Source organism: Ilumatobacter coccineus YM16-304, from assembly GCF_000348785.1.
Taxonomy (GTDB): domain Bacteria; phylum Actinomycetota; class Acidimicrobiia; order Acidimicrobiales; family Ilumatobacteraceae; genus Ilumatobacter_A; species Ilumatobacter_A coccineus.
In genome coordinates, this window is sequence record NC_020520.1 from 4810530 (window position 1) to 4830181 (window position 19652).

Genomic DNA, 19652 nt, shown 5'->3' on the forward strand with positions numbered 1-19652 from the left:
GCGGATGGCCGACCCGGACGGTTTGTCTCTGAGACAAACCGTCCGGTCAGCGGGCGGCGTGCCAGGCGTCGAGGCGTTCGCGGATCTCGGTGTCGCCGATGATGCCCTCTTCGAGACGGATCTCCATGAGGAACTTCATCGCCTCACCGACCTCGCGACCCGGCGTGATCCCCAGGTGTTCGATCACCTGGTTGCCGTCCATCTCGGGACGCAGCGCCGCCAGTTCTTCGGCGGCTTCGAGTTCGTCGATGCGTTCCTCGAGTTCGTCCATGCGGCGCGACAGGCGAGCCGCCTTCTTCTCGTTGCGCGTCGTGCAGTCACAACGCGTCAACACGTTGAGCTCCTGCAGCAGCGGCCCCGCGTCGCGGACGTACCGACGAACCGCCGAGTCGGACCAGCCCATCGAATACGTGTGAAAGCGCAGGTGAAGGGCAACGAGCTCGGTGACCGCATTGACGTCGGCGTTCGAGTACTTCAGCTTCGTCATGCGCTTCTTGGTGATGCGCGCGCCGACGGCATCGTGATGATGGAACGTCGTTCCCTTGCCCGGCAGATAGCCACGCGTCTTCGGCTTGCCGACGTCGTGGAACAGCGCGGCCAGCCGGGTGATGCGGAAGTCGAACGGTTCACGCTCCCCCGCCACGATCGCCGGATGCTCCGCGTGCGGCCGCACGTTCTCGACGACGGCGATCGAGTGGGTGAGCACGTCTTTGTGCCGGTGGATCGGATCGTGCTCGAGGCGCATGTTGGGCAGCTCGGGCAGGAACTGGTCGGCGAGCCCGGTGTCGACGAGAAACCACAGCCCAGCTGCCGGGTGGTCGACCACGATCAGCTTGTCGAGCTCGTCGCGGACGCGTTCGGCCGACACGATCTCGAGGCGCGGCGCCATTTCGCGGACCGCCGCGAGCAGCTCGTCGGTCGGTTCGAACTGATACCGAGCGATGAAGCGCGCCGCTCGCAGCATGCGCAGCGGGTCGTCGCTGAAGCTGATGTCGGGGCCGAGCGGGGTGCGCAGCACGCGTTGCAGCAGGTCGACGGCACCGTTGTACGGATCGACCAGCTCGGGCGTGTCGCCATCGGAGGTCAACTCCAAGGCCATGGCGTTGACGGTGAAGTCACGGCGGCCGAGGTCGGCGTCGATCTCGTCGGCGAACACCACGTGCGGCTTGCGCGAGTCGTCGGTGTACGCCTCGGCCCGGAACGTGGTGATCTCGTACGGCCGAACGTCGCCCGTCTCGAGGTTCTTCTTGTGGGCACCGATGGTGCCGAACTTCTCGCCCTGCGTCCAGACCGCGTCGGCCCAACCTTCGAGGCACGCCTTGATCTGCGGCGGCCGAGCGTCGGTCGTGAGATCGAGATCGAAGTCGGTCTTGCCGTCGGCGAGCAGCAGATCGCGCACCGTTCCGCCCACGAGATAGAGGCGGTGGCCCGCTGCGCGGAACCGCTCGGCGAGAGGAGCGAGCTCGCGCAGGACCGGTTCAAAACGCTCGGGGATCACGCAGCCAGCGTATTGGAGCATCGATCAGGGAGAACAGGCCGTCGCCAACGTGGCGAAATCGTCGGCCCGCTGGCTCCTTCCGAGCAGGCCGGTCACGTACATTCTCACCGGTGGGAGAAGCGCTGCACACTCGGTCTCGGGTCGACATCCGACCCTGGCCGCACGAAACCGCCATCGCCCACCTCATCCTGCTCGACGTCGACATGGTGCCGTCGCTCGCCGACATCGACCGCTGGATCGACGAGAGCTACGAGCTCACACCCGAGATCCGCTCGATCCGGACGGGTGCGTTGTTCCCCAACGCTGCCGATGCGTTCGCCGAGCGCGGGTTCCGCGTGTGCGATCGCCTCGCGCTGCTCGAACGGCGACTCCCTCCGACCGAAGCCGTGCCCGCCCCGACACCGGCGACGCCACAGCTCGCCACCAGGCGACTGCGCCAACGCGACCTCGAGGTCGCCGCACGAATCGACGGTGACGCGTTCCCCGCGAGCTGGCAGAACGATGCGCAGTCGCTCGCCGAGATCATCGACGCCACGCCACGCGCCCGTGCTCGGATCGCCACTCTCGCTCGCCGTCCGATCGGGTTCGCGCTCACGGGCAAGGCCGGCCCGACCGGATACCTCCAACGCTTCGCCGTCGACCCGAGCGCTCGTCGTCTCGGCGTCGCCGGGCTGCTCGTCGACGACGCGGTCCGGTGGTTGAGTCGACGAGGCGCGACCGCGGCGCTCGTCAACACCGGCGTCGACAACGCCGCCGCACTGGCGCTGTACGAAGGCCGCGGATTCCGTCGTCGGTCCGATCAACTGGTCGTGATGGAGTTCACCCGATGACCGTGCCCGCGCGCACCGTGTCGCCCAGTGACGCACTGCTCGGTGACGTGTCGCACGGCCGGCGGCGGCGTCGGGCGGGCGTCGCGCTCGCCACCGTCGTCGGGGTCGGACTCTCGCTGCTCGCACTCGGCCCGGCAGCTGCGCAGACCGACGACGAGACGCCGACGACGCTGCGCGAGCTCCCCGACGGCGACATCACGATGACGCTCATCGACCAGAGCTTCGACGTCGAACCCGGTGCCGACATCGAGCTGACCTACCGGCTGACCGGCGACCTCGAGACCCTCGCCGAACTCTCACCGCCGACCACCACGACCACGACCACCACCAGCACGACGACCACCACCACGACCACCACGACGGTGCCGCCCACCACGGTCGCCGGTGAACCGGCCCCCCAGACCACACCGGCTCCCCCACCGCCGGCGTCGACGACCACGACCACCACCGAGCCGCCACCGCCTCCTCCGCCCCCGGTCGAACTCGACGTGCAGGTCACCAACCACGAACCGATCGACGGTCTCTCGACGCTGGAGCGAGCGGTGGGCCCCGACATTCGCAGCGCGCTGCTCACCCCGGTCATCGACGGCGTTCTGATCACCGACGTCCGTCCGATGATCACCGTCGGCGAAGGTGAAGACGCCGGCACGGCGATCCTCGAGCTCTCGGTCCCGACCGATCAGGACCCGTCCGATGCCGATCACCTGGAGTTCCGCGAGATCGGACTCCACCCGATCGTCGTCGAACTGAAGGTCGCCGGCCAGGTCGTGGCCAACCACGGCACGATCATCGAACGCCGCGACGCCAACGATCGGACCCTGCCGACGATCGACCTGTCGCTGCTCACTTACATTGCCGACCCGGGCCCCACCGGCACCGCTGGCCAACTGTTCGCCGGCGTCGAAGCACTCGATCGGACCGCCGACGTCGCCGAGGTGCTGGCGTCACCGCTCACGCTGTCGGTGCCACCGAACATCGCCCGCGTCGCGTCGGAGTCGAGCACCAGCAACAACCTGCCCGAAGCGCTCGCCGACGACGAGCTCATCGCTGCGCCGGCCACGCCGTTCGACGTGTCGTCGGCGACCGCGATCGACCGCGTCGACGCGTTCATCCGACAGTTGACGTTCGGTGAAGAACAGCTCCAGGCGGCACTGCCCAGCACCAACGTGCGACGCGACGCGTGGCTGGTCACGTCGCCGATCAGCGCCGAGGCGGCGGCCGAGTTGCGCGCCTTGTCGGTGCGCTTCATCGTGATGCCCGAGACCCTGTTCGTCGAGTCGATCTCCGACGAGGTTCCGGCGACCGACCGATTCATCGACATCGACATCGGCGACGGCAACAGCATGCCTGTGCTCGTCGTCGACGACCTGGGCGAGAGCTTCACGAAGGAAGCCACCGACGAGATCCTCGACGAGCTGACGGCAACCGAATGGTCGATCCAGACCATCGCCCGCCTCCGCTTCGAGCAGTACGACGCGTCGCTGTCGGAACGCGGTGACGAGCGCAGTCGGATCCTCGGCACGCCCGACCTGTCGGCACCCGACCCGCGACTGCTCCTCGAACTCGAACGCCTCGCCACGACCACCGATGCGATCCGGTTCTCGCCCGCCTCCGAGCTCAGCGGCGTCACGACCCGACTCCCTCTCGACGACGACCGTTCGTTTCCCGAAGCGGCCGGCCCGTCGCTGACCGAACGCCTCGACCTCATCACGTTCACCCAGGCGTCGCTGGCGTCGGTTGCGTCGATGCTCCCCGACGACGACGACCGCTTCCCGCAGTGGAGTCGCCAGCTCGACAGCTTCGTGTCGACGGCGTATGACGACGACGACGTCGAGGTGGCGATCAGTGAGATCGTCGCCGAGGCCGAAGAGATCCGCAGCGCGGTCATCCCACCCGACCCGATCTCGTTCACGCTCACCGGCAACGAGGGCAGCATCGATCTTCGGATCGGCAACCGTCTCGACGAACCGATCTCGGTGGTGCTGCGGCTCAGTTCGCCACGTCTCACGTTCCCCGACGGCGACCGGCTGATCACCCTGCCGGCCTCGGCGTCGCGCGTCGTCGAGGTCCCTGTCATCGCTCGGACCAACGGCACCTCTGCGGTGCGGGTCGAGATCCTCACCCCGTCGTGCCTCGACGAAGACGGTCCGCCGTGCGCGCAGCTGATCGAACCGGTCACGCTCAAATCACGCGTCAACGCACTCACCGGCTTGGGTCAGGTGCTCACCGCCGGACTCGTGCTGATCCTCCTGAGCTGGTGGTTCTCCAACTGGCGCAAGAAGCGGCGCGCCGACGCCGACGACGGTGAAGACGCTCGCGCCGGATCGCGGAGCGACGACGCGATGCCCGCACCCGACGACGCCTCGCCATCCGGGCAGTAGCCTCTCGCGGCGTGAGTACCGTTCGAATCGTCACCGACAGCGCCTGCGATCTTCCTGCCGAGATCGCCGAAGAACTCGGCATCGAGATCGTCCCGCTGAGCATTCGCTTCGGCGACGAGGAGTTCATCGACCGTGAGCAGCTGACGGTCGCCGAGTTCTGGAACCGGTGCGTCAACGCACCGGTGCTCCCCGAGACCGCCGCACCGGCGCCCGGCCAGTTCGAGTCGACGTACCGCAAGCTCGCTGCCGAGGGCGCCACCGGCGTGGTCGTCGTGTCGCTGTCGGGCGCACTGTCGGCCACGATCCAGAGCGCCGAGCTCGCGGCACGATCGATCGCCGACGACGATTCGATCGATCTCGACGTGCGCATCGTCGACAGCCGCACGGTCACGCTCGGTATCGGCACCATCGCCATCGCGTGTGCCCGAGCGGCCGCGGCCGGCGGCACGGTCGACGAGATCGAAGCCCTCGCCACCGACCTCGCCAAGCGCACTCGCGTCATCGGTGCACTCGACACGCTCGACAACCTGAAGAAGGGTGGTCGCATCGGCAACGCCAAGGCGCTGCTGGCCACCGCGCTCTCGATCAAACCGATCATCGAGGTCGTCGACGGCATCGTCGAGCAGGGTGGCAAGCAGCGCACTCGCTCGAAAGCCCTCAAACACCTCGTCGACAAGGTCACCACGTACGAAGGTCGCATCGAGAACCTCGCCGTGTTGCACGCCGACTGCTCCGACGTCGACATGTTCGTCGAGATGCTGCGCCCGCACTACGACGGCGAGATCGTCGTCGGCGAGATCGGCCCGGTCATCGGCAGCCACGGCGGCCGCGGCACCATCGGCGTCGCCTTCCACGAACGAGTCTGAACCGCGCCATCGCGCCGGCCCACTCGCCGGCCAACCTGGTTACATCGCTCCCGGAGCGATGTAACCAACTCATTGCCCCGGATCGGGCAGCGGGCACAACTAGATTTGGCCACGCCGTATGTCTGCGCCTACTCGAACGATCATTGCTGGGCGCTACGAGCTTCAGCGACGACTCGCTCAGGGCGGCATGGCCGAGGTGTGGTTGGCGATCGATCTCACCCTCGACCGGCGCGTGGCCGTCAAGTGGCTGAAGCCCACGCTCGCGACCGACGAAGTCGTCGCCGAACGCTTCCGGCGTGAGGCCAAGGCCGCCGCCAGCCTCGATCACGCCAACATCGTCGCCGTGTACGACGTGTTCGAACACGACGGGCGCCAAGCGGTGGTCATGCAGCTCGTCGACGGCAAGAGCCTGCGCCAGTTGCTCGACACGCAGAAGCGCCTGTCGCCCGAACTCACGTGCCACATCGGCTCGGCGGTCGCGGCCGCACTCGACCACGCCCACGAAGCCGGCTTCGTCCACCGCGACGTCAAGCCCGGCAACATCATGATCACGCCCGACGGCCGCGTGCTGCTCACCGACTTCGGCATCGCCAAGGGGCTCCACGGCGACACCGGTGACGATCTGACCAGCGACAACATCATGATGGGCACCGCGAAGTACCTGTCGCCCGAGCAGGTCCGTGGCAAGAAGCTCGACGGGCGCGCCGACCTCTACTCGCTGGGCCTCGTGCTCTACGAGTGCCTCGCCGGGCGGGTGCCGTTCCTCGGCGAATCCGACGCCGACACCGCGTTGGCTCGACTGCAGCGCGACCCGACCGACCTCGCTCGGTTGCGCGCCACGCTGCCGACACGGCTCGTCAACGTCATCCACGATCTGCTGGCGCGCAACCCCGACAAGCGCCCCGCGACCGGCGACGCGCTGATCGTCGAACTCAAAGCCGCATCGGCCGAAGGTCCGCCCGAGATCGACCCCACCGACGCCGAGCGCTCACCGGTGGCACCGTTCTCGGCCGGCCGCCTGATGCGCGCGCCGTCCGATCTCCGCGGTCGAGCCAAAGACCGCGACCGCGGTCGTCAGACACCCACACCACCGCGCGGCAAGCAGAAGCGCGGCGACGCGCCGAGCCGGCCGACACCGCGTCCCGGCGATCGCCGTCCCGGTCGCGCAGCTCCGCATCCGAGCATGCAACCCGAGGCACCGGGTCAGCCGATCGACCCGATGCTCTCGGGCCCCGTCGCGATTCCCGGCGAGCCGCCGCACATCACCGGCCGCACGCCGGTCACCCCGCCTTCGCCGACCACCTCCGTCGCCTCGCCCGGCGCACCGACCGCGCCGCGCTCCCCCGCGCCGGCCGGCGCCGCATCGTCACGCGACCACACGCCGCCCGCCGGTGCCACGTTGCGCGGCGCGCCGGCCAAGGGCATGGATCAGAAGTGGGGGCCGTCGCTCGCACTCGTCGGCGGACTCGTCGCAGTCGCAGTCGTCCTGGTGTTGGTGCTGTGGGCTGCGCTCGAGTTCGGCGGTGGCGAGCCGACCACGACCACCACGGTGCTGCCCGCCGATCAGGTCGAGGCCGAGTCCGCGCCGGCTGCCGACGAGGCAGTCACCGACGAACCGATCGCCTCGGTCGCGGTCGAACCCGACCCCGCACCCGTCGTCGACCCCGAGCCGATCGTCGATCCGAGCCAGGCGTCGATCATCTCCACCGTCACGTTCGATCCCGACGGCGACTTCGAAGAGGAGGACGACACGCTGGCCTTCGCCACCGACGGCGACCCCTCGACCACCTGGCGCACGTCGTGCTACTCCAACGAGTTCATGGGCGCGAAGAGCGGTGTGGGCATCGTGGTCAGCTTCGACACGCCGGTCGCTCGTCCGCTCCAGGTCGGCGTCGAGCACGGCCCGTACATCGTCACGTTCTACGGGGCGATCAGCGACGACGCTCCCACCACCTTCGGTGACTGGGGTGCCGAAGTCGACACCGCGTTCGGCACCGAGGGCACGACCATCACATCGGCGAGCCCGAGCCAGCCGGTGAGCCACATGCTCGTGCTGATTCAGCAGCTCGGTCCCGACGACGGGTGCAGCGACACCAACCCGTTCCGCGGCCGCATCTCCGAGATCGCCCTCGCCAACTGACCGGACGGTTTGTCTCTGAGACAAAGCGTCCGGGGTGCATGCATTTGGAGGCAATGACCGGTGTGATGCGCGCGGCGTCAGTAGTGTCGAAACATCGCTGTGCAGACCGACGACAACGAGCTGGTGGCAGCTGCGAGGAACGGTGACCGCTTCGCGCTCGATCAGCTGTTGCGACGCCACTACGACCGCATTCATGCCGTCACCAAGCGCATCGCCGGGGGCACTCGCGACGCCGACGACGCCTGCCAGGAAGCGCTCATCAAGATCGTGCGCAACCTCCCCAAGTTCGATGGTCGGTCGTCGTTCGGCACCTGGGCGTACCGCATCGCCACCAACGCTGCGCTCGACGAACTCCGCAAACGCAAGCGTCGGCCCGCACTCCACATGGTCGATGATCGCGACGACGACGCGGGCGGCCCCGTCTCGGTCGACCCGGTCGACGAGCTCGCGTCGATGCGCGTCGACGCCGTTGCCGACCGGCTCGCGATCGACGAAGCACTCGACGACCTCGACGAAGACTTCCGCACCGTGGTGGTCATGCGCGACATCGCCGACCTCGACTATGCCGAGATCGCCGACGTGCTCGAGATCCCGGTCGGCACCGTCAAGTCGCGCATCGCGCGCGGCCGCAAACAGTTGGCCGATCGGCTGCGTCTCGAGGACCTTCCCGACCTCGTCGCCGATGTGACGTCCGAAACATCGAGAGACATCGGGAACCGCGCTGCCGACTTCGAACGTCCAACAGATCTGACATGAGCGACACGACCGGAACCCAGGGCGCCGATCCCACGGGCAACGAGCTGCTGGCCAGCGCGTACCTCGACAGCGAGGTCACCGCCGACGAGCGCGCTCGGGTCGAGTCGAGCCCCGAACTGCTCGCCGAGGTCGAACGCCTCCGCCAGGTCCGCGCCGTCCTCGGCGCCACGACCGAACCGCCGGCCATCTCGGTCCGCGAAGCGCACCTCGCCGCCGCGCTCGACGTGTGGGATCGCATGCCCGAGAGCGAACGAGCGGGTGAGGTCACCCCGAGCGCCGGGATGGACGCGGCAGCCGCAGCCGCCATCTCGACTCCATCGCCCACCTCGCTCGACTCGCGCCGCAACCGCCGCTCGGGTGGTGGCTCGACCAAGTGGCTGCTCGGCGCCGCCGCCGGTCTCGCCGTCCTCGCCGGGGCGGGCATCGTGCTGCAGGGCCTCGGTTCCGACGACGACAGCGGCGACGCCTCCGAGGCCGGCGACGAGCAGGCACCCGCAGCCGAAGCCGTGAGCGAAGACGAGATCGTGTCCGACATGGCCGCCAGCGAGTTCGTCGGCGACGAGGTCGAGAGCGCCCCGATCGAGGTCAACAGCGACGACGTCGAGGGCGCAGACGGTCGCTTCGACGAGCTCGCCGCCGACGAACCCGCCGAGGAACCGGCCGAGGAAGAAGCCAGTGCCGAGGTCGCCGCCGAAGAAGCGCCCGCCGACGCCGAAGAAGAGGCACCCGCCGAGGAGTCGTCCGACCCGACCGAGGACCCGACACGCCCGGAGATCGACCTGTTCCCGTTGCAGACGTCGCAAGACCTCGGCGACTTCGGCGCAGCCGCGGCGTATGCACCCGTCGATCCGAACGCGCCAGCCGACGACGACATCGAACGGACCTTCAACACGTGTGACGTGGAGTTCGCCGGGCTCTTCGAGTTCGACACGTTCGCCGGGCCGGCGCTGTATCAGGGAACGCCGGTCATCGTCGCCGTCGACATCACCGCCGACCCGCCGAGCGTCATCGCCTACAGCGAGGAGTGCGAGTTCGTCGCCTCTGCGCCGTTGCCGAGCCAAGAGGCCTACGAGCAACGTTCGCTCGACGAGCAACCCGACACCTGACGCCTGCGACCGCCCACGGCAGCTGGGCGACAGCGATCACGGGCCTGCGCCACCAGACGCACGATCAGGGAGCGAGCTCAGAGGTCGAGTGTGGCCCCTGGTTCGATGCCGGAGCAGCGCACGACCTTGGCCTTCGTCCGCACGAGCAGATCGCGCGGCGCCGCACAGACTCGCTCGGCGATGATGGCCGCCGTCGAGAGCACCTCGTCGGGAGCCACCAGTTCGTTGGCGAGCCCGATCCGGTGTGCTTCGGCTGCGTCGATCTTCTTGCCGGTCAGACAGAGCTCACGCGCGATCGAACCGCCGACCAACTCGCGCAGTGGGCCGTAGACGACGTCGCCGAAGGTGAACTCGGGGTGGCTGAACGTCGCCGTGGTCGACACCACACGCACGTCGCAGCACACCGCCACGTCGAAGCCGCCGGCGAGCGCCGGCCCGTTCACCGCAGCGATCAGCGGAACGGGATACGAGAGCAGTGTGCGATGCCACCGGTCGGCCGATGCCCAGAGCTGCGTCGCGAAGTCCTCGTCGGCAAAGGCTCGTTCGAACTCGGCGAGGTCGAAGCCGGCCGAGAAGAACTCCCCCGCCCCGGTGAGCACCACACACTTCGTCTCGTCGTCGGCTGCGAGTCGATCGAGCGCATCGGCCACCGCCTCACGTACGGCGACCGACAACGCGTTGCGCTTGGCGGGGCGATCGATCGTCACCGTCGACCAGTGTCCGTGCCGTTCGACCTGGACCAGTGCGTCATCACTCATGTCGCGAAGCTACTCACCGCTCGCGACCACCGAGGACGGGACGATGACCCGGATGACGCGAACGACGCGGTTTTCGCGGTTGTCGCGGTCGTTGGAGCCCTGGCGGCAGTTCGCGGCTAACGTGCTGCCACATGCCTGGCAATCCGCTGACCGACCCGAACTGGGCCGCCGAGACCACCGACACGGTGGTCCGCTTCGTCGACAACGTCAAGGCCAAGACCACGAAGCCCGCGGTGCTCGCTGCGCGCGGTCTCGTGTTCGGCCTGCTGGCCGCCTTCCTCGGCCTCTTCGCACTGCTCCTCGTCCTGATCGGCCTCACCCGCGGCATCCAAGCGGCGCTCGACGCCGTGGTCGACCATCACCGCTCGGTCTACATCAGCTATTTCATCGTCGGCGGATTATTGAGCCTCATCGGGTTGTTGCTCTTCAAGAAGCGCAACGCCGAAACCGCGAGCTGACCGACCGGGCCCCGTGCCCGCGGCGATGCCGGGGTGATCGGCCCGAACACGATTCATCACCCCCAGGAGCATCTCCATGTCTGACACCACCGCCTCGAACGACGCCGTTCGCGAGGTCGTCATCATCGGGTCCGGCCCGGCCGGCCTGACCGCCGCGATCTACACCGCTCGCGCCAACCTCGAGCCGCTGCTCATCGAAGGCGAGCCGTCGTCCACGTCCGACCAGCCGGGCGGGCAACTCATGCTCACCACCGACGTCGAGAACTTCCCCGGCTTCCCCGAGGGCATCATGGGCCCGGAGCTCATGGCCGACATGCGCAAGCAGGCCGAACGCTTCGGCGCGTCGATCGTCACCGACAAGGTCACCGACGTCGACTTCTCGGAGCGACCGTTCACGATCACCACCCGTGAAGGCTCGTACAAGGCGCAGTCGGTGATCGTGTCGACCGGTGCCCAGTCGCTGATGCTCGGCCTCGAAGCCGAGAAGCGCCTGATGGGCTACGGCCTCTCCACCTGTGCAACGTGTGACGGGTTCTTCTTCCGCGGCCACAACATCGGCGTGGTCGGTGGTGGCGACTCCGCGGTGGAGGAAGCCAACTTCCTCACCAAATTCGCCGACAAGGTCACGCTGATCGTGCGCCGTGACGAGCTGCGCGCCAGCAAGATCATGCAAGACCGGGCCATGAACAACCCGAAGATCGACATCCTGTGGAACACCAGCGTCACCGACCTGATCGGCGACGACAAGCTCGCGGGTGCCCACATCGTCGACAACGTCACGGGCGCCACCGGCATCCTCGACATCACCGGGCTGTTCATCGCCATCGGCCACAAGCCCAACACCGATCTGTTCCGCGGCGTGCTCGACATGGACGAGGCGACCGGCTACCTCATCACCAAGCCCGACTCGACGTACACCAACATTCCCGGCGTGTTCGCTTGTGGTGACGTGAAGGACTCGGTGTATCGCCAGGCGATCACCGCCGCCGGCAGCGGTTGCATGGCGGCGATCGACGCCGAACGCTGGCTCGAAGACCAGCACGACTGAACGCGGCGTCTCGGGCTGCCCGGCTGCGAGACTGGCCGCATGATCACGCTGTACTTCGTTCCCACTTGCAGTAAGTCTCGTGGCGCGGCCGCGCTGCTCGACGAACGCGGCGTCGAGCACACGATCCACGACTACGTGAAAGATCCGCTCGACGAGGCGACGCTCGCCGAACTCGTCACGATGGTCGGGGGCGACCCGACCGACATGGTCCGCTCCTCCACCGACGCGTCGACGATCGGCGAGGTCGTCGCTCAGCTGCTGGCCGATCCCGCCGACATGCAACGGCCGATCGGTGTGCGTGACGGCAAGGCGATCATCGCCCGTCCACCCGAGCGCATTCTCGAGCTGCTCGACCACGACTGAGCACCGCCGGCACACCGTAGAGCACGGCGACGAGGCAGTAGAGTGCCCGTCGGGAATGAGCTGGACGACCGCCTGGTTGTACTGGTCTGACCTCCCCGAAAGGAATCAACATGGCAAACGGAATCACCGATCTCTCGACGGCAACGTTCGACGAAGCGGTCAACGGCGCGGGCAAGCCCGTCGTCGTCGACTTCTGGGCCGAATGGTGTGGGCCCTGCAAGAAGATTGCCCCCATCCTCGAAGAGATCGCCGGAGAGCGTGACGACGTCACCATCGCCAAGATCAACGTCGACGACAATCCCGACATCGCGATGAAGTTCAACGTCATGTCGATTCCGACGATGATCGTCTTCAACGAAGGCGAAGTCGCCGGTCGTGTCACCGGTGCGCTCAGCAAGGGCGCCCTTCTCCAGGAGATCGACGGATTTCTCACTTCCCCCTGACCCTCGGTCAACGAGGCGAAGCAATCAGAGACCTACAGCGCCGCCTCGGTGCCGCCGGATTCGCTCCGGACGGTGCCGAGGCGGGCGCTTTTCTCGCGTCCACGGCCGAGTCCGTCACGGCGTTCCAGACCACTCGGGGCCTACGCCCCAGCGGTGAATGCGACGAGCAGACCTGGCTCGCGCTGATCGAGGCCGGCCGCAAGCTCGGTGAACGGCTCCTCATGCTCACCGCGCCGATGCTGCGCGGCGACGACGTCACCGAACTGCAGAACGGGCTGAACCACCTCGGCTTCGACTGCGGCCGCCCCGACGGCATCTTCGGGCCCGCCACGGGCCGCGCGCTCGACGACTTCCAACGCAACTCGGGCCTGCGGGCCGACGGCATCTGTGGGCAACAGACCGTGCGCACGATCCAGCTGGTCAGCCGTCAGAGCGGAACGGGCCCGGGCGTCGCCTCGATTCGTGAAACCGAGGTGTTCCGGGTCCAGGCCAGCATGTCGGCCCAGCGTGTGGTGGTCGGACAGTTCGGCGGGCTCAGCTCGATCGCGCGGTCGGTGCGCCGCGGCCTCCGTGAAGCCGGCGCCAACGTCATGCCGACCGACGAGTACGAGGCCACGGCGCAGGCCGCTGCGGCGAATCGGTTCGGGGCCACGGTGTATCTCGGACTCGAGGCGCTCACCGAGCGAGCGTCCACCGTGTCGTACTTCGCGGTCCCCTCCTTCGAGTCGATCGGTGGGCGGTCGTTGGCGACGCAGATCGTCAATGCGCTCCACGGTGCACTCGACTGCCCTCCGGAGCTGTCGGGGATGCGACTCCCGGTACTCCGTGAAACCCGGATGCCCGCAGTGCTGTGCTCGATGGGCCCGGTGCGTGACGTGATCGGTGCCTCACAGGAGATCACCGACGCATTGATTCGAGCGGTGGTGGCGTGGAGCGACGCACCGTTCATCGTTGCCGACACGGCGTCCGACTGACGTCGAAAACCCCTGCTCAGCCTGGGATCGAGAGGTTATCCACAGGGTTGTGCCCAGGTTGTGTGTTTCCTTCAACGTCATCTTGAAGACACCCTCACGTCATGTGGTGTTCGCCAGGCAAATCGACCGCGAACCGCGCGTAAACTCTGAGTGTACAGGTGTTAACTCTCACCCTCACGCGCGAGGTCGCGCGCGACTCTCACGCGCGAGTCGAGGGCAGCAGCCGCGTGCCTACTGCGTCATCAGTCGATAGATGCGCTCGAGATCCTCGAGATCTGCGAAGTCGATGGCCACCTTGCCGCGCTTTGCACCGAGGTTCACCGACACCCGTGTCTGCAGATGTTCGGCCAGGAGCTCTTCGAGTTCGAGCAGCCCTGGCGGACGGAGCTTGGTCGCCGGGGTGAGCCCAGCGCCGTCGATCGTCGACCCCGAACCATCGGCGTCACTCCCCGAGTCGACGTCGGCCCCGCCATCGGCGTCGGCAGCAGGAGCGACCTCGCCGCGGACCGCTTGCTCGACCGCTCGCACCGACCAACCTTCGCTGACCGCTTGACGAGCCAGTGCTTCTTGCTGTGCCCGGTCGGGGGTGCCGAGCAACGCTCGCGCGTGACCCGCCGAGAGCTGCCCGTCATTGAGCAGTGACTGCACCGCGGGCGGCAGACCCAGCAGACGGATCGTGTTGGTGATCGCTGACCGGCTCTTGCCGACGCGAGTCGAGAGCTGGTCGTGCGTCAGACCGAAATCTTCGAGCAGTTGCTGGTACGCCGCTGCTTCTTCCAACGGGCTCAGATCCTGGCGATGCAGGTTCTCGACCAGGGCCTGCTCGACGGAGCTCAGATCACTCGTCGTGCGAACGATCGCTGGGATCGTGGCCAGACCGGCGCGTTGCGCGGCCCGCCAACGGCGCTCGCCGGCGATCAGCTCGTAGGTGCCTTCTTCGTCGAGCGGGCGAATCAGAATGGGCTGCAAGACGCCCATCTCGGCGATCGACGCCGCCAACTCGACCAGCGCCTCTTCGTCGAAGTGCTCGCGCGGCTGATTCGGGTTCGGACTGACCGATGCCGTGGTGACTTCGAGCAACTGCGCGTCCGAGCCACCACCTTCGGTCGCTTCTTGCGGGATGAGCGAGCTGAGTCCCTTTCCGAGTCCGCTACGTCGCGTCATGGTGCACCTCCTTGGCGGCGTCGCGGTAGGCGAGTGCCCCTCGCGACTTGGAATCGAATGTGTTGATGGGCTGCCCGAACGACGGGGCTTCCGACAGACGGACGGTTCGCGGGATCACGGAGCGCAGCACTTTGTCGCCGAAGTGCTCACGAACTTCGTCGACCACTTGCGCCGCGAGTTTGGTACGAGCGTCGTACATGACGCACAGAATGGTGCTGACCTCGAGATCGGGATTGAGATTGCGCTTGACCAGGTCGACGTTGCGAAGCAACTGACCGAGACCTTCGAGTGCGTAGTACTCACACTGGATCGGGACGAGCACTTCGCGTGCGGCAGCGAGGCCGTTGACGGTCAACAAGCCGAGCGACGGGGGACAGTCGATCAAGACGTAGTCGTAGTCGTCCAACACCGCTTCGATCGCCCGCTTCAACCGCTGCTCGCGACTGAACGCCGGCACCAGCTCGATCTCGGCGCCTGCGAGGTCGAGTGAGGCGGGAGCGACGAACAGATTCTTGACGTCGGTCGGTTCGATGACGTTCTCGAGCGGCTCGTCGTGCATCAGCACGTGATACATGGAGTGTTCCAGCCCGCGATTCTCGATGCCGAGGCCCGTCGAGGCGTTTCCCTGCGGATCGAGGTCGACGAGCAACGTGCGCAGGCCCATCTCTGCCAGGGACGCGCCGAGGTTGACCGTGGTGGTGGTCTTGCCGACGCCGCCCTTCTGGTTCGCGATGGCAATGACTCGAGGCAGCGGGTGGGCCGGGCCTGGTGTAGCGGTGTCGTGGTCTGACACGTGAACTCCCGTCAAGACGCCCCGAGAAATGGGGCAAGGATGAGTCCACGTACTGTGCCTGATCCCGCCTCGCGTTACAAGCATTTCGGGCGGGATTCTGCACTCGCCGACGCCGACCGTCTCAGCAGGATGAGGGCCGTCAGATGTTTCACGTGAAACGACGGTGGAGTGGCGCGGGCTCACCTCGCGCGTGAGGGCGAGGGTTCGCAACGGGTCCAGTGTTCCACGTGAAACATCCGCCCCGAGTCTGTGACCAGGGACGATGCGGCTTCAGCGCCGTTCGAAGACCGCCACACCAGCCCCCGACACCCTGCGATAGACGCCGAGGGCCGCGACCGCATCGGCATCCCACCGGTCGCCATCTGGGGGCTCACTGATGACGACCACACCACCCGGACGGACAAGTTTCACACCCGTCTCCAAGGTGAACATCGGCGGACCGAATCCGCGAGCGACGGCCGCGTCGAAGGTGCCGCCTTCTCGACCGATGAGGGAGTCGGTGTCGCACGCCTCGACCGACACTCGATCACGAAGGCGATACCGGTGCACCATTCGATCGAGGAAGTCGGTCCGCTTCGTACGACGGTCGACCAGGGTCAACGCGAGATCGGGACGTTGCTGCGCGATCACCAGGCCCGGTACACCGCCACCGGATCCGAGATCGACCACCCGCCCACGCACATCGTCCAGTGCGTCGACGAATCCCCCGGCGTGCTCGATGACCTCGGGAATCGGGCGGTCCCCGAGAAATCCCAAGCGCTGACTCAGCGTCAGCGCAGCGGTCAAGTCGTCGAGATCCATGACGATGAGTCTGGCACGCCGGCTCGACATCACCACGCACGACCGCATGTCGACTCACATGCGGCCGAAAACGGCAGCAGCCCGGCCGTGACGGCCGGGCTGCTGGATTCGAACTCCGCCGTGGGCGGATCGCTGGATCAGGCGGGAACGATGACGATGCGACGGTTCGGATCGTCGCCTTCGGAGCGACTGCCGACGCCCTCTTCCTCGTTGAGCGCATCGTGGATGACCTTGCGATCGGCCGACGACATCGGCTCGAGCGAACGCGGTTCGCCCGACTCACGCACCTGACTGGCGACATCGAGTGCGAACCGGGTGAGCGCTTCGCTGCGCCGCACGCGGTAGCCGGCAACGTCGATACGAAGGCGCGTTTCGTGATCACCGAGACGACGCTGGGCCGACACACGGGCCAGATCCTGGATGGCGTTGAGGGTACGACCGCCGGGGCCGACGAGCAGGCCGAGGCCTTCGCCGGTGACGGCAACGTCGAGCTCGGTTCCGTCGATGGTCAGCTCACACGTGGATTCCGCGCCGAACGCCGAGACCAGCCCGTCCATGAATGCGACAGCGGCGTCACCGACTTCCTGCGGCTCCACCGTGGTCTCGTTCTCGTCATTCATTTTGCGCTCCTGGTTGTTGTCTCGGGATCCGTTGTTGCGACGCTGACCGCCCTTGGCGCCACCGCCCTTGCGATTCTTGGGCTGTTCACGCTGCTCGGCAGGTGCGTCTGCAGCTTCGGTGCTGGCGACCTCGTCGTTCGAGGACGTCGAGGGGGTCGACTCGTCGTTCGATCCGTTGTCACGCTTGTCGGCCTTGGGCTTGGAGCGATCGCGTGCCGGCTTGCGGCGACGCTCGTTCTTCTGACGCACCTGCGCCGGCTTGACGCGTGCCCGGACCCGGGCTTCGCCGCGTGTCCGCCCGAACAGTCCCTGTCGCGGTTCTTCGACGACTTCGAACTCCGCCTCGTCTGCGGCGACTCCCAGTTGGTCGAGCGCCGCGTTCTTGGCGTCATCGACCGTCTTTGCCGTGGTTTCCACCCACTCCATCTCGTCTTCCTTCTCTCTGTGATCTCTACTCGAGGTGTGCGCTGACAGGCGTCAGCGCTTCTTCTTGCCCTTGGTGGGGCGAGTTGACTTCGGGCGGGAACCCTTCGGTGGCTTCCCGCGGTTCGACTCGGCCTGCTTGCGCGACGGCGTCGGGCGGCCCTTGCCACCGGCCGCGGTGTCGGCGCTCTTCGCAGTCGGGCGATTCTTCGGCGGCGTGACCCGCTTGCTCTGCGGCACCGGGCGTGCCGGCTTCTTCGGCTTGTCGGCCTTTCCGCCGGCGGCCTTGTCGGCGCCATCACGGATGTCGTCACGGCCCGCCGCCAGGTCTTTCTTCATCTGGCTGAACATGCCGCCCGACTCACCGTTCTTCTTGGCTTCGTCACGAGCGGCTTCACTGGCGCGCTGTGCCTGACGGCCGAGCGAGTTGTCGTCGCCGTAGAACTTCTTGGTGATGTAGTACTGCTGCAAGATGCGCAGCAGCGTCTGGAAGATGTAGTAGAAGACCAGCGCCGTCAGGAAGAAGATCTGGAAGACGGCGAACACGACCGGCAGGTACTGCATCACCTTCTGTTGCGTCGGCGACATCGTCGGGCTCATCGCTGCACGAGCAGCCACCATGCGCTGCTGACCGAAGTAGAGCGCGCCGAGACCGACCACCAGCAGGGCGTAGACGATGCCGGTCGCCGGGTTGTTGGTGATGGCCTCGAACGGCGACTGGCCGAGGTCGAGACCGAGTTCGGGGATCTTCGTCTTGTCGTAGAGGTCCTGGAAGATGGCCGAATCGCGAGCGAGGTAGCGAGGAATGAAGCCGTGGTCTTCGTGGACGTTGCCCACGACTCGCAAGGTGGCGTCGGCGATCGTGTCGGCATCGCCACGAGGCCGGTAGGTCAGGCCGCGCAGGACGCGGAACATGACGATGAAGACCGGCATCTGCGCGAAGATCGGGAGACACGAGGCCATCGGATTGACCTTGTGCTCCTGATAGAGCTTCATCATCTCTTCGTTGAGCTTCGTGCGGTCGTTGCGGTACTCGTTCTGCAACCTGCGCATCTCGGGGGCGATGCGCTGCATCTCGAGCATGCCCTTGGTGCTCTTGAGCGTGAGCGGCGTGGTGATGGCCATCACGATCACCGCCATGAAGGCGATGGAGATGATGTAGCTGCCGGTGAATCCGAAGAACCAGGACAGCAGACTTGCGGGAATCTCAAACATGGATCACGAGTCCTTGAAGGAAGGGCGGAAAGAAGGGGAATGCGTCGACGGCACCGCAGACGCGGTGGACGAATCGTCGACGTGATCACCAGCAGCGCACGCGGTGTGCGGCATCTGGTGCGGGTCGGCGGAAGGCTCGGGGACCGGGTCCCAGCCAGAGGGGCCGAACGGCCGGCAGCGGAGCAAGCGACGCATGGTCAGCCAGGAGCCACGGCGACCACCGTGCACCTCGAAGGCCTCACGGGCGTAGCTCGAACACGACGGCGAGAAGCGACACGGCGACGGCCGGCCCTCGGCCGCACGCTGATAGAAGTCGATGACGGCGAGCGCTCGGCGCTGGAACCACGAGCGCGGCGCCGCCTCGCTGCTCACAGCTGCGTCAGCAGTTTCTCCAGCGTGGTGCGAAGACGATCGAACGACAGTTCGACGACCGGCGGGCGCACTCCGATGAGCAGCAGCCCGTTCGGGACGTCGGAATCGGCCAGGATGGCCCGAAGGCGTCGACGAAGTCGATTGCGGACGACCGCATTGCCGACGGCGCGGCTGATGGCGAACGCCACGCGTGGCGTCGTCACAGAAGGATCGTGAACGTAGGTACACCAAATGGGCCCGACCCGCACTCTTCGACCTTCGCGGCGCAGCCGCTCGAAGGACTCGCGCGTGCGGATCCGATCGATCAAGCGGAGAGGCGGGCGCGGCCCTTGTCGCGCCGTGACTTCAACACGGCGCGGCCGCCGCGGGTGCTCATGCGAGCACGAAAGCCGTGCTTCTTCGAGCGACGGCGTTGGTTGGGCTGAAAGGTGCGCTTCACGTTCTTCTCCGAGAATTCGTCATTGCGAGACTCACCCGACCAAACGCTTGGCTCGACCGAGTCTTGCTACTTCAGGACGCTGCTCGAGTTCGTAAGCGCAGCCGACACTGATCATCATGAGGACAGATGAACGATGCAGGCTACGGCTGTGGGCGAGGACTCCCAACTCGCGCGCTGACCACCGATCGGATTGACGTCACAGCT

At 66.8% G+C, this 19652-nt stretch carries 21 protein-coding genes and 1 pseudogene; 12 read left to right on the plus strand and 10 right to left on the minus strand.

Translation table 11 applies throughout. The features are described 5' to 3' along the window. Positions 1 to 46 precede the first annotated feature (46 nt). The gene (locus tag YM304_RS21430) at positions 47 to 1498 is read right to left on the minus strand and encodes a CCA tRNA nucleotidyltransferase (protein ID WP_041298514.1); all 1452 of its coding nucleotides are present in this window, start codon (positions 1496 to 1498) and stop codon (positions 47 to 49) included. Between the two features lie 110 nt (positions 1499 to 1608). Here YM304_RS21430 and YM304_RS23350 point away from each other — a divergent pair, with 110 nt between their 5' ends. The 6 genes from YM304_RS23350 to YM304_RS21460 all read left to right on the plus strand — a co-directional run bounded on the left by YM304_RS23350 (position 1609) and on the right by YM304_RS21460 (position 9577). After that, entirely contained in the window at positions 1609 to 2328 is a 720-nt protein-coding gene (locus YM304_RS23350; RefSeq protein WP_015443833.1) for a GNAT family N-acetyltransferase, read from the plus strand. Beyond that, positions 2325 to 4709 (plus strand): hypothetical protein, encoded by a 2385-nt coding sequence (locus YM304_RS21440; RefSeq protein ID WP_015443834.1) that lies wholly within the window; start codon positions 2325 to 2327, stop codon positions 4707 to 4709. The genes YM304_RS23350 and YM304_RS21440 overlap by 4 nt, the downstream gene beginning before the upstream one ends. 11 nt (positions 4710 to 4720) lie before the next feature. Further along, on the plus strand, positions 4721 to 5575 hold the full coding sequence (locus tag YM304_RS21445; protein ID WP_015443835.1) for a DegV family protein: 855 nt from the start codon (positions 4721 to 4723) through the stop codon (positions 5573 to 5575). 118 nt (positions 5576 to 5693) lie between these two features. Next, entirely contained in the window at positions 5694 to 7715 is a 2022-nt protein-coding gene (locus YM304_RS23355; RefSeq protein ID WP_015443836.1) for a serine/threonine-protein kinase, read from the plus strand. 123 nt (positions 7716 to 7838) lie between these two features. Continuing rightward, the gene (locus YM304_RS21455) at positions 7839 to 8471 is read left to right on the plus strand and encodes an RNA polymerase sigma factor (protein WP_162142133.1); all 633 of its coding nucleotides are present in this window, start codon (positions 7839 to 7841) and stop codon (positions 8469 to 8471) included. After that, positions 8468 to 9577, plus strand: a complete 1110-nt coding sequence (locus tag YM304_RS21460) for an anti-sigma factor (protein ID WP_015443838.1) — start codon at positions 8468 to 8470, stop codon at positions 9575 to 9577. The genes YM304_RS21455 and YM304_RS21460 overlap by 4 nt, the downstream gene beginning before the upstream one ends. 77 nt (positions 9578 to 9654) lie before the next feature. Here the strand turns inward: YM304_RS21460 and YM304_RS21465 are convergent, their stop codons facing one another. Beyond that, positions 9655 to 10335, minus strand: coding sequence for an enoyl-CoA hydratase/isomerase family protein (locus YM304_RS21465; RefSeq protein WP_015443839.1), 681 nt, complete (start codon positions 10333 to 10335; stop codon positions 9655 to 9657). Between the two features lie 131 nt (positions 10336 to 10466). On the opposite strand from YM304_RS21465, the gene YM304_RS21470 reads away from it, so the two are divergent. From YM304_RS21470 to YM304_RS21490, 6 genes and pseudogenes are all read left to right on the plus strand, one after another. Continuing rightward, positions 10467 to 10793, plus strand: a complete 327-nt coding sequence (locus YM304_RS21470) for a hypothetical protein (RefSeq protein WP_015443840.1) — start codon at positions 10467 to 10469, stop codon at positions 10791 to 10793. Between the two features lie 76 nt (positions 10794 to 10869). Next, positions 10870 to 11841 carry a thioredoxin-disulfide reductase gene (gene trxB / locus YM304_RS21475; RefSeq protein ID WP_015443841.1) on the plus strand — a complete coding sequence of 324 codons (972 nt, stop codon included), beginning with the start codon at positions 10870 to 10872 and terminating at the stop codon, positions 11839 to 11841. 39 nt (positions 11842 to 11880) lie between these two features. After that, positions 11881 to 12204: an arsenate reductase family protein gene (locus YM304_RS21480; RefSeq protein WP_015443842.1), complete on the plus strand. Its 324-nt coding sequence runs from the start codon at positions 11881 to 11883 to the stop codon at positions 12202 to 12204. A 110-nt stretch (positions 12205 to 12314) separates the two neighbouring features. After that, positions 12315 to 12647 (plus strand): thioredoxin, encoded by a 333-nt coding sequence (gene trxA, locus YM304_RS21485; RefSeq protein ID WP_015443843.1) that lies wholly within the window; start codon positions 12315 to 12317, stop codon positions 12645 to 12647. A gap of 23 nt (positions 12648 to 12670) precedes the next feature. After that, positions 12671 to 12820 (plus strand): annotated as a pseudogene (locus YM304_RS25820) (peptidoglycan-binding protein); the annotation flags it as partial. A 48-nt stretch (positions 12821 to 12868) separates the two neighbouring features. Next, complete coding sequence (locus YM304_RS21490; protein WP_015443844.1) at positions 12869 to 13621, plus strand: peptidoglycan-binding protein; 753 nt, start codon at positions 12869 to 12871, stop codon at positions 13619 to 13621. A 231-nt stretch (positions 13622 to 13852) separates the two neighbouring features. On the opposite strand, the gene YM304_RS21495 is transcribed toward YM304_RS21490, so the two are convergent. The 8 genes from YM304_RS21495 to rpmH all read right to left on the minus strand — a co-directional run bounded on the left by YM304_RS21495 (position 13853) and on the right by rpmH (position 19448). Next, complete coding sequence (locus tag YM304_RS21495; protein ID WP_015443845.1) at positions 13853 to 14785, minus strand: ParB/RepB/Spo0J family partition protein; 933 nt, start codon at positions 14783 to 14785, stop codon at positions 13853 to 13855. Next, positions 14772 to 15662, minus strand: coding sequence for a ParA family protein (locus YM304_RS21500; protein ID WP_083908537.1), 891 nt, complete (start codon positions 15660 to 15662; stop codon positions 14772 to 14774). Before YM304_RS21500 ends, YM304_RS21495 begins: the two co-directional genes overlap by 14 nt. 186 nt (positions 15663 to 15848) lie before the next feature. Next, the gene (locus YM304_RS23360) at positions 15849 to 16379 is read right to left on the minus strand and encodes an RsmG family class I SAM-dependent methyltransferase (RefSeq protein ID WP_162142134.1); all 531 of its coding nucleotides are present in this window, start codon (positions 16377 to 16379) and stop codon (positions 15849 to 15851) included. 137 nt (positions 16380 to 16516) lie between these two features. Then, positions 16517 to 17425, minus strand: coding sequence for an RNA-binding cell elongation regulator Jag/EloR (gene jag, locus YM304_RS21510; protein WP_015443848.1), 909 nt, complete (start codon positions 17423 to 17425; stop codon positions 16517 to 16519). A gap of 51 nt (positions 17426 to 17476) precedes the next feature. After that, entirely contained in the window at positions 17477 to 18637 is a 1161-nt protein-coding gene (gene yidC, locus YM304_RS23365) for a membrane protein insertase YidC (RefSeq protein WP_015443849.1), read from the minus strand. Between the two features lie 3 nt (positions 18638 to 18640). Next, positions 18641 to 19009: a membrane protein insertion efficiency factor YidD gene (gene yidD, locus YM304_RS25715; RefSeq protein WP_015443850.1), complete on the minus strand. Its 369-nt coding sequence runs from the start codon at positions 19007 to 19009 to the stop codon at positions 18641 to 18643. Further along, on the minus strand, positions 19006 to 19317 hold the full coding sequence (gene rnpA / locus YM304_RS21525; RefSeq protein WP_051071540.1) for a ribonuclease P protein component: 312 nt from the start codon (positions 19315 to 19317) through the stop codon (positions 19006 to 19008). Before rnpA ends, yidD begins: the two co-directional genes overlap by 4 nt. Then, positions 19314 to 19448, minus strand: coding sequence for a 50S ribosomal protein L34 (gene rpmH, locus YM304_RS24435; RefSeq protein WP_015443852.1), 135 nt, complete (start codon positions 19446 to 19448; stop codon positions 19314 to 19316). The genes rnpA and rpmH overlap by 4 nt, the downstream gene beginning before the upstream one ends. Positions 19449 to 19652: the final 204 nt, after the last annotated feature.

Coding starts and splice junctions, on each gene's coding strand:
- YM304_RS21440 (WP_015443834.1), top strand. CDS start 2,325: ATGACCGTGCCCGCGCGCACCGTGTCGCCCAGTGACGCACTGCTCGGT.
- YM304_RS23355 (WP_015443836.1), top strand. CDS start 5,694: ATGTCTGCGCCTACTCGAACGATCATTGCTGGGCGCTACGAGCTTCAG.
- YM304_RS21460 (WP_015443838.1), top strand. CDS start 8,468: ATGAGCGACACGACCGGAACCCAGGGCGCCGATCCCACGGGCAACGAG.
- YM304_RS21465 (WP_015443839.1), bottom strand. CDS start 10,335: ATGAGTGATGACGCACTGGTCCAGGTCGAACGGCACGGACACTGGTCG.
- YM304_RS21470 (WP_015443840.1), top strand. CDS start 10,467: ATGCCTGGCAATCCGCTGACCGACCCGAACTGGGCCGCCGAGACCACC.
- trxB (WP_015443841.1), top strand. CDS start 10,870: ATGTCTGACACCACCGCCTCGAACGACGCCGTTCGCGAGGTCGTCATC.
- YM304_RS21480 (WP_015443842.1), top strand. CDS start 11,881: ATGATCACGCTGTACTTCGTTCCCACTTGCAGTAAGTCTCGTGGCGCG.
- trxA (WP_015443843.1), top strand. CDS start 12,315: ATGGCAAACGGAATCACCGATCTCTCGACGGCAACGTTCGACGAAGCG.
- YM304_RS21490 (WP_015443844.1), top strand. CDS start 12,869: ATGCTCACCGCGCCGATGCTGCGCGGCGACGACGTCACCGAACTGCAG.
- YM304_RS21495 (WP_015443845.1), bottom strand. CDS start 14,785: ATGACGCGACGTAGCGGACTCGGAAAGGGACTCAGCTCGCTCATCCCG.
- YM304_RS21500 (WP_083908537.1), bottom strand. CDS start 15,662: ATGCTTGTAACGCGAGGCGGGATCAGGCACAGTACGTGGACTCATCCT.
- YM304_RS23360 (WP_162142134.1), bottom strand. CDS start 16,379: ATGGATCTCGACGACTTGACCGCTGCGCTGACGCTGAGTCAGCGCTTG.
- jag (WP_015443848.1), bottom strand. CDS start 17,425: ATGGAGTGGGTGGAAACCACGGCAAAGACGGTCGATGACGCCAAGAAC.
- yidC (WP_015443849.1), bottom strand. CDS start 18,637: ATGTTTGAGATTCCCGCAAGTCTGCTGTCCTGGTTCTTCGGATTCACC.